Genomic DNA, 12,187 nt, shown 5'->3' on the forward strand with positions numbered 1-12,187 from the left:
ACCACTCAAACCAACACAACAAGGAGGCACGAATATTATGAACAACCGTCCGGACGTAAAACCCATCAACGACATCAGGAGTTACATTGCAGCCCTTGAGGCCCACGGGGTACTGCATCGCGTCAAATCGGAAGTGGACTGGAAGTTCGAACTTGCCCACATATCCAAGGTGAACGAAGAGCAAAAAGGCCCGGCATTGCTCTATGAGAATGTAAAAGGGCATACCATTCCGGTCTTCACCAGTGCCTTTACCACACCTCAGCGGATCGCAATCTGCCTGGAGCAGGATCCGTCGCTTACCATGTGCCAGCTTTCCCGGAAATGGATGGAACTGACCACCAAGCAGATGATCAAACCCACGTTCGTCAAGAACCCGCCGGTAATGGAAAACATCATCGAGGGAGAGGCGATCGACCTGGAAAACTTTCCCGCACCCTGGTTTTATCCCGATGACGGCGGCCGTTTCTTCGGTACCTCCGGCTACCTGGTGACCCAGGACCCTGACACCGGCTGGACCAACCTGGGCACCTATCGTTCGCAGATTCTGGGCAAGAATATCCTCGGCTCACAGATCATCGCCGGCAAGCATGGCGAATTCCACATGAAGAAGTACCAGGAGCGCGGCGAGAAGATGCCCGTTGCCTACGTGGTGGGCGGCGATCCGGTGCTGTTCCTGGCCAGCTCCACCCTGGTCAGCGCCCAGACGGACGAGTACGACGTGGGGGGTGCGCTGCGCGGCCGCCCGATCGAGGTGTTCAAGTCCGATCTCACCGGCCTGACTCTGCCGGCCAACGCCGAGATCATCGTAGAGGGGTGGATGGATCCGAACGAACTGATGGAGGAAGGCCCGTTTGGCGAATACACCGGGTACTACTCGGGTAACAAGATGAAGGACTATCCGAAGCCGGTGATTCGCGTGAAACGGATCATCCACCGTACCAAGCCGGTCTTCTGGTCGACCACGGTTGGCAAGCCGATCAACGACACCCATATGGTCCAGTCACTCAACCGTACCGCCACGCTGTGGCACGACCTGGAAACCATGAAGGTGCCCGGTATCCAGAGCGTCTACTTCCCGGCCGCGGCCACCGGTCGCTTCTGGGTCGTTGTGTCCGTGAAGCAGATGTATCCGGGCCACTCGAACCACGTGGCCGATGCGGTGAACGGGAGCACCACCGGGCATTACGGGGTCAAGGGGATCATCGTCGTTGATCACGATATCGAGGCAGACGACATGGACCGTGTCTGGTGGGCGCTGGCCACCCGCTTCGATCCGAAGCGCTCGGTCCAGATCATCACCCGCGGCCGTTCCACACCGCTCGATCCGGGTCTGCCGATCGAGGCGCGTGATGTGGTCAGCCGTATCATCATGGATGCCTGCACCCCCTTCGAGTGGAAAAACAAACCGAACGAGATCTTCATGGATCGTGCAGTGCTGCAGAAGGTCTCCGACCGCTGGAACGAGTACGGCTTCACCGGGGTAAGTCCGGTGGCCGATATGATTCCGCGCCTGACCCGACCCGAGACGGTCAAGAAGAAGTAGGTAGCGGTGGGACGGCAGGCGGCCTCAATTGGCCGCCTGCCGGAGCAGCAATCAAGAGGGAGGAACATACCATGGCCCGGAAAAAGGGTATCGTCATCATCTGCAACCTGGACACGCGGGGCGAGGATATCGTCTTTGTCAAACATATGATCGAGGAACGGGGGCATAACGCCTATTTCCTTGATTTCAGCATGGAAGAGCCCCCCCCTTTTCCTGGAGATATCACCTGCGAGCAGGTGGCTGAGCGGGGTGGCATGACGATTGAGGCCGTGCGTGAATGTTACCGTTCCGATCGCGATCGAGCGATGGAAAACCAGATTAAAGGTGCGAAAGCAATTGTCGCCGACATGATGAAAGAGGGAAAGGTTCAAGGGGTCTTCGGAGTTGGCGGCGGGACGTCGTCGCTGGTCGGCACCAGCGTCATGAAAAGCCTGCCCTTTGGCATGCCCAAACTGATGGCGTCCCCCATGGCGGCTCATCCCGTCTATGTCGGCAAGTACGTCGGCACCTCTGACATCACCATGCACCATACGGTACTCGATGTGGTGAAGATGAACCCGCTCCTGAAGGCGCAGATCATCAACGCGGTGGGCGCCATCTGCGGCATGGTCGAGGTAACCCAGGGGACGAACATCACGTTTGACAAGCCATGTGTTGCCATCTCCTCGTTCGGCTTCGGCGAGATGGCGGTGCAGGCGGCGCTGTCCATGCTGGAGGAGGCCGGTTTCACCCCCATCGTCTGCCATGCCCAGGGTAAAGGGGACAAGGCAATGGAGGATATGATCCGCGCCGGCGCTTTCCACGGGGTGCTTGACATCTGCACCGGGGGGATCATCGAAAATCTGTTCCAGGGCAACCGCGATCCCGGGCCGGACCGGCTGAATGCGGCAGTGGAGACCGGCATTCCCATGGTGCTGGCACCGTGCGGGCTCGACATTTTGTCCTACGGCGGTCGTGCCGACATGCTGGAGAAGACCAAGGATCGGCCGCAGTATGTGCAGGACTCGCTGCGGGTCCAGGTACGCACCAGCGCCGACGAACTGCGCCAGGCCGCCGACGTCATCGCCGATCGGCTCAACCGGGCCAAGGGTGCCTGGACCTTCCTGATCCCGCTCAAGGGGTGGTCGTCACAGGATCTTGAAGGGAGGATCATCTTTGATCCGATTGCCGACGCCGCTTTCGTAACACGGCTGAAGGAGAGACTCGACGATCCCGGCCGGGTCAAGGAGGTCGATCTTCACCTGTACACACCGGAATTCGCCCGCGTGGCAGTCGACGAATTCGTGCGGCTGTATGCGGAGGAACGGGCAAAAGCAGTGGCATAACACCGCTGATCGCAATAAAGGAGGATGGGCAATGATAGTGCGCAACTGGATGCAAGCCAACCCGATGACGGTTTCGAGCGATACGCTTGCCGCGGAGGCAAAGCGCCTCCTCATCGACAACAACCTGAATGCACTGCCCGTGGTGGACAACGGACGGTTACGCGGCCTGGTAACGCGACACAATATGCTGCGCATGGGGCACTACGTTACGCGCACCCAGAATCCTGACGAATTGAGCTTTTTTGTCAATCGGCTCAAGGTGCGGGACTTCATGGTCCGCAATCCCGCCACCGTGGATATCAACGACACCATGGAGCATTGCCTGCGGTACGGCAAGGAACTGATGGTGGCACAGTTCCCCGTCATGGACGAAGGCGAGGTGGCGGGGATCATCTCGGCGCACGAGATTTTCCAGCTTGCCGCTCACTGCGTGGGGGCCTGGGAACGACGCAACGGCGTGACGCTGGGCGGAATACGGCTCAGCCCCGGTGTGCTGGGTCGAATTGCCGATGTCGCTGAAGCTGCCGGTGCCGTACTACAGGCGATCTATCCCATAGCAATGCACGATAAACAGGCGGATGACGGCTATCCGGAGAAATCGGTCATCCTTCGCTTCCACGCCCCTGATTTTGAAAAAGTCATTTCCGCGCTGGAGGCGGCGGGCTTTTTCCCGGTCAGCGGGAGATGTTGATTGCCGGACAACGGCCCACGCAGAAAACGCGACGAAACGAGAGGAGCAGACCATGAGCCTTCCATTGGTAGTGGCAATTACCGGCGCAACCGGAGTGATCTATGGGGTAGAGATGCTGAGTGTACTGAAAGGGTTGGGGCAGGAGACCCACCTCATCGTCAGCGAGGCTGCCAGCAAGAACCTGGAGATCGAAACGTCGTACACACTTGACGATGTCAAGTCGCTGGCGGACGTGGTGTATGACAACAAGGATATCGGCGCCGCCGTTGCCAGCGGGTCGTTCCGTACCCGTGGCATGATCGTCGCGCCCTGCACCGTGAAGACGCTTTCGGCCATTGCCAATTCGTTCACCTACAATCTGGTGGTACGAGCCGCCGATGTAACGCTCAAAGAGCGGCGACCGCTGGTACTGATGGTGCGCGAGACTCCCTTGCACAAAGGGCACCTCGATCTCATGTCACGCGCCGCCGACTGCGGCGCCCAGATCCTGCCGCCGATGCCGGCGTTCTACCACAAACCGGAATCGATCATGGACATTATCCATCAAAGCATCGGCAAGGCGCTCGACCAGGTCGGCATAGAGCACAACCTGTTCAAACGCTGGAGCGGACACGACCCAAAGGAGCAGCTCAGAGAGTCGCTGCGGATCGCCAACTGACCCGCATGTACTGGAGAACAGAGCATGAACGGTGACAAAAACATTCTGATCATCAATCCCGGCTCAACGTCGACCAAGATCGGCATTTTCTCGGCCGGTGAGATGAAGATCAACGAATCGGTCAAGCATGACGACGCGGAGTTGAGGAAGTTTCCAACCATCTGGGATCAATACGATTTTAGAAAGGAGGCCATCTTTCAGTTCCTGAAAAAACACAACCTCTCCATGGAGGGAATCGATGCCATCGCCTGCCGCGGCGGCAACGTCAAACCGCTCCCCGGAGGCACCTACCGGATATGCCCGAAGATGATTGCGGACATGAGAAGCGGCATCTACGGCGGACACCCGATCAACGTCGGGGGGCTGGTGGCCTTCGATCTGGGGAACCAGTTCAACATCCCGGTGCTGACGGCCGACCCGCCCATGACCGATGAATTGTGTACGTCGGCCCGCTATTCCGGAATTCCGCAGATTGCCCGGCAGAGCAGCTTCCATGCCCTGAACCAGAAGGCCACTGCCCGGAAAATTGCAGCAACGCTGGGGAGAAAGTACGACGAGGTCAACCTGATCGTCAGCCATCTGGGGGGCGGGATCTCGGTGGGCGCCCATCGGAAGGGGAAGATCATCGATGTCAACAACGCCCTGGAAGGGGATGGCCCCTTCTCGCCGGAACGGGCCGGGATGCTTCCGGCAGGAGACTTGGTCAAGCTCTGCTTCAGCGGCGAGTACACCAAGACCGAGGTCCTGAAGCTGTTGACCGGTGGCGGCGGTTTATACGCCTACCTGGGCACCACCAATGTCATCGAGATCGAGAAACGGATCACGGCCGGCGACCAGCAGGCGGCAGAACTGTTCGAGGCGATGATCTACCAGGTGGCCAAGGAGATCGGCGCCTGCGCGGCGGTGCTCGAAGGGGAGGTGAACGCCATCGCCCTGACCGGGAGCCTGGTCTACTCCCAGCGGCTTTTGGACAGCCTGAAGAAAAAGATCTCGTTCATCGCGCCGGTGTATCTGAATCCCGGCGAAAACGAGATGGAAGCGCTGGCCGATGCGGCGCTGCGCTACTTCAACAACGAGGAAGCATTGTCGGTCTACTCCTGAAGGAAAACGAGAGGAGAATTAACATGATGAAAGTTCCAGGTTATCGAGTGTTGCGCACCCTTTGGATAGCTGCTGTATTTTTTATTCTGACTGTTGTCCAGAGTTGGGCCGGGGGCGGACAACACTACCCCAACGGTGTCGAAGACTTCGCAGTCGGCGCCCTCCCCCCGCCCGGCGTGTATCTCGTCAACTATCTCATCCTCGCACAGAAAAACAGCGTCAGGGACAACTCCGGGAACAGCCAGCCGGGAAGCTTCAAGGCTGACGTAGTGGCCGAGGTACCCCGATTCATTTACGTCAGCCCCTTCAAACTGTTAGGGGCCGACTGGGGAGCACAGATTTTCCTTCCTTACTACAGCGCCGACCTCCAGGCCGGTTCGTCCCTGGCCACCCCCGGGGGCAAAGCACTCGATTCCCGGGAAAAGGGACTTGGCGACATCATCTTCAGCCCGCTGATCTTTGGCTGGCATTTCAATCAAAACCTGCACGCCGTCGCAGTCGTTGATTTCTGGGCACCCACCGGCAATTACGACACCTATCGCCCAGCCACACAGATCCTCTCCAAAAACCACTGGACCATTGAACCGCTTCTCGCTGTTTCGTATCTCTGGGAGGGGTTTGATGTCTCTGCCAAATTGATGTACGACTTCAACACAAGCAACGATAAGTTCCTCAACCCCGCTACCGGCACGGTGGGCAATCTTGATCCGGGCCAGGAGTTTCATATCGACTGGGCCGCGGGCTATGGCCTGAAGAACGGCCTGAGCGGCGGCCTGGTCGGCTATAACTACTGGCAGACCACCGACGATGAATTCAACGGTGCCACAGTGGAAAACAACAAGAGCCGTGTCGGGGGTATCGGCATCGGCATCAAGTACTGGCCCAAAATGGGACCGCTCAGCATGACCCTCAAGCAGTACTGGGAGTACGGCGCCAGGAACATCGCCACCGGTCCCCAGACCCAGTTCAAGATTATCTATGCCTTCTAGCCAGGGTACGCTCTTTAGGGAACAATGACAGCCCTTGCAAGTGGCAGAGAGTAACTAACTAAAAATAAAGGAGAAATTATGAGCGGGGTAAAAAGATTCGTAATGGGAACTACAATGCTTACACTATCTGTCCTGGTGTTTGCCTGCGCTACGGTTCCCCCTCAAGTCCCGGTCCAGGTGCAGAATGCCGTTTTCGCCAAGACTGGAGACACCGTCCATCTTTTCCATGGAGGGAGCAAGCTGGCCAAGGAAGAATTCTGTCTCAATGCAGTGGTCCCGGTATATCGGTATGAAGGAAGGTTTTCCAGCATCGGCAGCACCGGTTTGATCCGGAATGAGGTAGGAAAGATCAAGATTACCAAGGACCTGGGAGATTATTACGTTGAAGGCGTTGTGATCGAAGGCAGCATAAAAAGCGGTGATGTTGCCGTACAATCCCAAAGCGGCTGTTTGATAAATGTCCCGTAGCCGGTGAAAAATTGAGTTCTTGAAAGGTTAACGACCATGAACAAACAGAAGATTCTGATTGTTGACGACAGTGAACTGGTTCTGACGCAGGCCAGTGAGGCCTTGAGGGAAGCGGGTTATGACGTGCTGACTGCCACCAACGGCATCGACGCCAATGGCTACATATTTTCCAAGCACCAGCCGGACCTGATCATTTTCGATGTCATGCTGCCGATGCTCTCCGGGGATCAAAAGGCCAGGCTCCTGAAGGAAAAGGAGTGTTCAAGGCATATACCCATCCTGCTGATCTCTTCAAAAAATGAAGAGGAGTTGACGCGGATCGCTGTTGAATCAGGAGTGAACGGTTTCATTCATAAACCATTCACCAGTGCCGAGATAGTCACCAGCGTCCAGGAGACCTTGGCCAACTGAGCTCAGAGGGGGAAAGGGGATAAGAACTGATCGATCGTCCTATCCCCTTTCCCCTCTTAATCCCAATCAATTCGTTATTGGCGCGCACCACAGCAGACCACCGCCCTGGCGGGGACAAAGGCTAATAATGTCGACCAGGTATGACACAATTTACGAACTGGCCAAACCGTATTTAGCTACCCGGAAGAACGATATTCATGTTGAAATTTCTTATACATTTGCCCGCCGGTTGCTTGAAGATGAACCGGGTGATCCGGAAGTGGTCATACCGGCAATTATCTGTCATGACCTGGGGTGGATAAAGCTTTCCGAGGAGCTGCAGATGAAGGCGTTCGGGCCGGGATTCGATCCGGATTTACGGCGGATCCATGAGGTGGAAGGAGTCAAACTGGCCAGGGGCATTTTACAGCAGGTACAGTATGATCCGGTTAAGACCGCGGAGATTCTGGAAATTATCGACGGCCATGATTCCCGATTGTACGCGATCTCGGACAGCGACAAAATTGTCAAGGATGCCGACAAACTGTTCCGGTGTACGCCAACAGGTATGGCCATCGATGGTGAACGGTTCCGGCACAGCAGGCAGTATCATCTGCAATGGACATCCAACCAGATTGATGCCTGGTTTTTTACCGAAACGGGCAAACGGCTGGCCTGGATGGAGTTACGTGAGGAATTGGAAAAAACGGGGTAAACAACGAATGAGGACGTGGGGAGATAAGGATCACCTCAACGCGGAAGGCATTTATTTGAAGAACGGGATTACATCAATGGTCAATGGCCGCTGGCGATGCCACCATCGCCGGCAACCTGACATGCGATGAAATCAGACGATCCGGCCCGTATGCGGAGAGCATGGCGCTGTCACCGGCTCCGGTGAGCACGCTCGCCACGCGCACTCCGGCGGCACGGCTGGCCTGGATGTCTATCGGGGCATCGCCCACGTAGAGGGCCTCAGTGGGCGCCACGCCCAACTGGTGCAGGCATTTGAGGATACCCTCGGGATCGGGCTTCGCTTTTGACACGTCGGAACCGAGTATGACCGCGTCGAACCGGTCCAGAATACCGTCCGGCCGGAGCAGTTCCAACACCTCCGGCCGGGCGCCGCTCACGATGCCGAGCATGATGCCGAGAGTTTTCAACGCATCGAGCGTTTGCGCAAGCCCGTCAAAGAGCCGGGCATGCTCCCTGAGCACCCTCGGCCACTCGCGGGCGGCATGCGCCGAAAGTCCTTTTGCGATGGCATCGACGTCAGTCCGCCCCTCAGGCACAATCCCCTTCCAAAAACTGCCACCCGTGGCGAGCGCCGTACGCACCTGCTCCCCGGTAACCTTCAGCCCGAACGGGGCGGCAGCACCCCGCGCCACCTCGATATAGGCGCTGACCGAGTCGACCAGCGTGCCGTCAAGATCGAACAGTACCGCCCTGACGGCAAGAGGGCTGCACAACTCCACCCTGAGCCGTGCAGCCTCACCGAGCGCCAGATGCCGGCGGATCGGCAGCGCAGCGACGAGTTCGACCCTGTCCTCGGGGTAATCGGCGACAGCCGGCAGCAGCACCGCCGCCGGAATACGGCCGGCAACCTGCACGGGATAACAGCGCGCCCTGCAGAAGCCGGCCTCCTTCGGCTCCAGGGCCTGACCGGGCATGCTGCGCCACTGCCGCCAGCTGGCCAGGCTCGTATCGTCCTCAAGCGCCAGATTGAGCGTGCCGGGGAACGGATCGATCCCGACCAGTTCCATGAGCTGAGAACGGACCCAGTCAAGCTGCAAGAACTCCGCAGCCCGCCCTGCTCCGCTGACCAGATTCCCTTCAAGTACCGTCATTGTTCCCAGGGCTCAAATCGACCTCATCGCGGTGGCCCAGACCTATGGAGTTGTCTATGAAATAGAGGCGCTGGGGGACAATCCGGTACCAGCGCACCTTGGCAAGCGCCTTCACAATGGCCGACGGAGCCTGCGTCAGCAGACCGACCACGGGAAACTTCTGCCCGTATAACCGGCGGGCCTTTTCTTCTTCCGCACCGGAAATCTCGCTGGCAACACCTTCGATCTGTACCCCCTTGATCTCCAGCCAGTCCGAGTAATCCTCCTGGATCGTCACGGCAACGCGCGGGTGCTGCGTCAGGTGGAGACAGTGCCGGCTCGTGGGCGAGGAGAGGAAATAAAGGGTATAGCCGTCGCTGGCATAGAATATTGCCGCGGCCCAGAGATCACCGTTGCTGCCGGTAGCCAGGGTGGCAACATTGTGCTCCCGCAGATACCGCAGCACCCGCATAGCCAGAGCATCTGTCATTGCTGATGATCGTGTGAAGGGGCGCTATCCGGCTGGGCCGATTCGCTGCCGTTCAGGCGTCCCAATCGATAGGCGAGCTGGGGCCGGGTCAGGCCGAGCTGCCTGGCAGCGGCGGAGAGGTTGCCGCCTGCCTTCTTCACGGCAGCCTCGATAAGCGTGGCCTCAGCCTGATCCAGCGTCATGCTGCCGTTCAGCACCGACTCGTAAATATCCTTGCCGGACTCCGGGCGGTCGATGTCGAGACTCCCGTTGCTGTCGAGGCCGTATTCCAGTGCATGGTCGTCGTTGCTGGCCGAAAACATCTGGTCCACCTCGATACGGGTGCCGTTCGGGGCGAGCATGACGCCACGTTCGACCATGTTCTGCAGTTCGCGGATGTTGCCCGGCCATTGGTAGGCAAGAAGCGCCCGTTTGGCCTTGTCGGTGAACCCGCGCAATTTCTTGCCGTGGACGGCGGAGTATTTCTCCTGGTAGCGCTCGGCAAGGAGCATGATGTCGTCCCTGCGGTCTCTGAGTGGCGGGATGTTGATCTGGAAAGCGTTGAGCCGGTAATAGAGGTCGGAGCGGAACTTCCCCTCCTTGACCAACTGCCTGAGGTCGACGTTGGTTGCCGCCACCAGCCGCACGTTGACCTTGCGGGTCTTGTGGTCGCCGAGCCGTTCGATTTCCCCTTCCTGCAGCACACGCAAAAGTTTGGCCTGCGCCGAAAGGGGGAGATCGCCGATCTCGTCGAGAAACAGCGTGCCACCGTTAGCACGTTCGAAACGTCCGGGACGGGAAGCCAGTGCACCGGTATAGGCTCCCTTCTCGACGCCGAACAGCTCGGATTCCACCAGATCGTAGGGAATAGCGGCACAGTTGATCGCAATGAAGGATTCCTGGCGGCGGGTTCCCCTGTCATGCAATGAACGGGCAAACACCTCCTTGCCAACGCCGGTCTCGCCCTGCAACAGTACCGTAATCTGGCTGTTTGCCGCCTGCTTGAGCAGGTCATAGGCGGCACGAAAACTCGGGGAATTCCCCACTATGTCAGCAGGAAGCTTCTCCTTCTCGCTTATGGCGGAACGGAGCTGCACGACCTGGGTCTGCAGATCGATGAGCTGTTCGGCGATCGATTCCCGGTTGAAGATACGCTCGTACTCGGCCGCATCTTCCCATTCATCAAGAGGTTTGCCAATGATGCGGCAGTTGTTGTCCCCCATGCCGACGCATTCAACTTCCTTATACAGAATCGGGCGCCCCATCAGGGAAGTGGTGTAGCCACAGGCGTAGCCGATCTGGCTCCAGCAGACCGGCTCGGAAAAGTTACCAAAGTGCTTCCGGTGCCATTGGCTCTCCCAGGAGTTTTCCCAAAGATACTCGCCGTAGTACTTGCCGGCGGCACGATCTACATCAAGCTTGAGAGTGGTAACCTTTACGATCCCCTCAAGGGTATGGAGTTGTGTGCCGGTTACGAACGCTTCGTAATCGGACGCCCCCTGATCCTGTCTGCTGAAGATTTCGGCATCGTGCATACCCGATGCGAACCCCATGCGGATGAGAAGTCCGCGCGCGCGGTCCATACCCAGGGTGTCGATCAACTCCCTGCGCATCCCACCCTGGGCCTCGGCATGGACCAGGAGCATGCGGTGCTCGTGCAGCCATATCTGGCCGGTCTCGGAACAGAAGCGTAGCTGCGCACGAAGATCGCCTTTAACCAATCCGCTGACAGATCTTTTCTTGCTGCTGGACATTGTTCATTATCCCCCGTCGATCCATATGCACCATTGATTGAACCGCCCACCGCATCGCAAAAACCGCGTTATACGATATGCCGGATATCACCTCACCAGGACGTATATCGTTGTATCTCAAGGCTCAACCAACCATCATATCAGCTTGCCAGAACTACACATATTCATTACCAGGCACGGGAAAATGCTACGCACACCATACCGAAACAAGGTTACGTTACTATGTATCAACGCTGCGAGCAAGAAAGAAAACACCCCTCTCCCCGCCTGACCACCCCTCCCCGCCCTTGTCACCAATTTATCAAATGATAAAAAACATTCGCTCCGGTCGCAACAAAATTCACGAAATAATAAACTACAGCCACGACCTCCCCACCTCGTCACAACCCCATCGACCCGTTCAAACAAAATTCTACCCACTCGCAACCCCTTATCACTCAAGGACTTTGTCGTCACGGAAGGCAACCATCGCGCACAATGTAACATTGTTTGGCATATGCAATGCTTAGTACACGAGACATAAACATCATACATACACCATGTCTTATATCTCCGGGCTTAACGGCAATTAACACAGTTCTAGCAATAAGCGGCCGAATGACCGTGCACCAGACAGAGGAGAAGAAGATGGGCAATCACAGCGGCAAGTATCAGGTAAAGATTCTGGGGGTTGAGGACTATCAGGCCCTGGTGGCCTGCCAGAGCGCCTGTCCCCTGGCGACCGATACCAAGCGGTACGTACGGGCTATCACCGAAGGGGAGTACGAGAAGGCCTACCTCATCGCCCGCCAGACCAACCCCCTGGTCTCCGTCTGCAGCAGGGTCTGCACCGCCCCCTGCGAGAAGAACTGCCGTAAATCCGGTGAGGGGAGCCCGGTGGACATCCGGGCACTGAAGCGCTTTGCCTGCGACCGCCATGGCGTGGCCTCCCCCCGGGCGGTGGCGAAACGGTTCGCTGAGTTCTCGGAGCGGA

At 57.7% G+C, this 12,187-nt stretch carries 12 protein-coding genes and 1 pseudogene; 10 read left to right on the plus strand and 3 right to left on the minus strand.

Going from position 1 to position 12,187, the window contains the following annotated elements; all coding sequences use genetic code 11:
- The first annotated feature begins 37 nt into the window (after window positions 1-37).
- From ppcB to JN12_RS14690, 9 genes are all read left to right on the plus strand, one after another.
- Window positions 38-1,543 carry a phenylphosphate carboxylase subunit beta gene (gene ppcB, locus JN12_RS14650; RefSeq protein WP_145024037.1) on the plus strand — a complete coding sequence of 502 codons (1,506 nt, stop codon included), beginning with the start codon at window positions 38-40 and terminating at the stop codon, window positions 1,541-1,543.
- A 71-nt stretch (window positions 1,544-1,614) separates the two neighbouring features.
- Window positions 1,615-2,868, plus strand: coding sequence for a Tm-1-like ATP-binding domain-containing protein (locus JN12_RS14655; RefSeq protein ID WP_145024039.1), 1,254 nt, complete (start codon window positions 1,615-1,617; stop codon window positions 2,866-2,868).
- 31 nt (window positions 2,869-2,899) lie between these two features.
- Entirely contained in the window at window positions 2,900-3,559 is a 660-nt protein-coding gene (locus JN12_RS20850; protein ID WP_145024041.1) for a CBS domain-containing protein, read from the plus strand.
- Between the two features lie 52 nt (window positions 3,560-3,611).
- Entirely contained in the window at window positions 3,612-4,217 is a 606-nt protein-coding gene (locus JN12_RS14665; protein WP_145024043.1) for a UbiX family flavin prenyltransferase, read from the plus strand.
- Window positions 4,218-4,241: 24 nt separating this feature from the next.
- Window positions 4,242-5,318 (plus strand): butyrate kinase, encoded by a 1,077-nt coding sequence (gene buk, locus JN12_RS14670; protein ID WP_145024045.1) that lies wholly within the window; start codon window positions 4,242-4,244, stop codon window positions 5,316-5,318.
- A gap of 23 nt (window positions 5,319-5,341) precedes the next feature.
- Window positions 5,342-6,307 (plus strand): SphA family protein, encoded by a 966-nt coding sequence (locus JN12_RS14675; RefSeq protein WP_145024047.1) that lies wholly within the window; start codon window positions 5,342-5,344, stop codon window positions 6,305-6,307.
- Window positions 6,308-6,421: 114 nt separating this feature from the next.
- Window positions 6,422-6,775, plus strand: coding sequence for a hypothetical protein (locus JN12_RS14680; RefSeq protein ID WP_145024049.1), 354 nt, complete (start codon window positions 6,422-6,424; stop codon window positions 6,773-6,775).
- Window positions 6,776-6,811: 36 nt separating this feature from the next.
- The gene (locus JN12_RS14685) at window positions 6,812-7,186 is read left to right on the plus strand and encodes a response regulator (RefSeq protein WP_145024051.1); all 375 of its coding nucleotides are present in this window, start codon (window positions 6,812-6,814) and stop codon (window positions 7,184-7,186) included.
- Between the two features lie 127 nt (window positions 7,187-7,313).
- A complete protein-coding gene (locus tag JN12_RS14690) occupies window positions 7,314-7,880 on the plus strand; it encodes an HD domain-containing protein (protein ID WP_145024053.1) in 567 nt (188 codons plus the stop codon).
- 73 nt (window positions 7,881-7,953) lie between these two features.
- Here the strand turns inward: JN12_RS14690 and JN12_RS14695 are convergent, their stop codons facing one another.
- From JN12_RS14695 to JN12_RS14705, 3 genes are read right to left on the minus strand one after another with little or no spacing between them, the layout of a single operon-like run.
- Entirely contained in the window at window positions 7,954-9,012 is a 1,059-nt protein-coding gene (locus JN12_RS14695) for an HAD-IA family hydrolase (protein ID WP_145024055.1), read from the minus strand.
- The gene (locus JN12_RS14700; protein ID WP_145024057.1) at window positions 8,999-9,481 is read right to left on the minus strand and encodes a pyridoxamine 5'-phosphate oxidase family protein; all 483 of its coding nucleotides are present in this window, start codon (window positions 9,479-9,481) and stop codon (window positions 8,999-9,001) included. The genes JN12_RS14695 and JN12_RS14700 overlap by 14 nt, the downstream gene beginning before the upstream one ends.
- Window positions 9,478-11,214, minus strand: coding sequence for a sigma-54-dependent Fis family transcriptional regulator (locus JN12_RS14705; RefSeq protein ID WP_145024059.1), 1,737 nt, complete (start codon window positions 11,212-11,214; stop codon window positions 9,478-9,480). Before JN12_RS14705 ends, JN12_RS14700 begins: the two co-directional genes overlap by 4 nt.
- A 627-nt stretch (window positions 11,215-11,841) precedes the next feature.
- Between JN12_RS14705 and JN12_RS14710 the strand changes: the two are divergent.
- Window positions 11,842-12,187, plus strand: a pseudogene (locus tag JN12_RS14710) (FAD-dependent oxidoreductase); the annotation flags it as partial.

The sequence above is a fragment of the Geobacter argillaceus genome (assembly GCF_007830735.1).
Lineage (GTDB): Bacteria > Desulfobacterota > Desulfuromonadia > Geobacterales > DSM-12255 > Geomobilibacter > Geomobilibacter argillaceus.

Bases quoted from the DNA above. Each gene is read 5' to 3' on its own strand.
- JN12_RS14665 (WP_145024043.1), top strand. From the start codon at position 3,612: ATGAGCCTTCCATTGGTAGTGGCAATTACCGGCGCAACCGGAGTGATC.
- JN12_RS14680 (WP_145024049.1), top strand. From the start codon at position 6,422: ATGCTTACACTATCTGTCCTGGTGTTTGCCTGCGCTACGGTTCCCCCT.
- JN12_RS14700 (WP_145024057.1), bottom strand. From the start codon at position 9,481: ATGACAGATGCTCTGGCTATGCGGGTGCTGCGGTATCTGCGGGAGCAC.
- JN12_RS14690 (WP_145024053.1), top strand. From the start codon at position 7,314: ATGTCGACCAGGTATGACACAATTTACGAACTGGCCAAACCGTATTTA.
- JN12_RS14685 (WP_145024051.1), top strand. From the start codon at position 6,812: ATGAACAAACAGAAGATTCTGATTGTTGACGACAGTGAACTGGTTCTG.
- JN12_RS14675 (WP_145024047.1), top strand. From the start codon at position 5,342: ATGATGAAAGTTCCAGGTTATCGAGTGTTGCGCACCCTTTGGATAGCT.
- JN12_RS14705 (WP_145024059.1), bottom strand. From the start codon at position 11,214: ATGTCCAGCAGCAAGAAAAGATCTGTCAGCGGATTGGTTAAAGGCGAT.
- buk (WP_145024045.1), top strand. From the start codon at position 4,242: ATGAACGGTGACAAAAACATTCTGATCATCAATCCCGGCTCAACGTCG.
- ppcB (WP_145024037.1), top strand. From the start codon at position 38: ATGAACAACCGTCCGGACGTAAAACCCATCAACGACATCAGGAGTTAC.
- JN12_RS14695 (WP_145024055.1), bottom strand. From the start codon at position 9,012: ATGACGGTACTTGAAGGGAATCTGGTCAGCGGAGCAGGGCGGGCTGCG.
- JN12_RS14655 (WP_145024039.1), top strand. From the start codon at position 1,615: ATGGCCCGGAAAAAGGGTATCGTCATCATCTGCAACCTGGACACGCGG.
- JN12_RS20850 (WP_145024041.1), top strand. From the start codon at position 2,900: ATGATAGTGCGCAACTGGATGCAAGCCAACCCGATGACGGTTTCGAGC.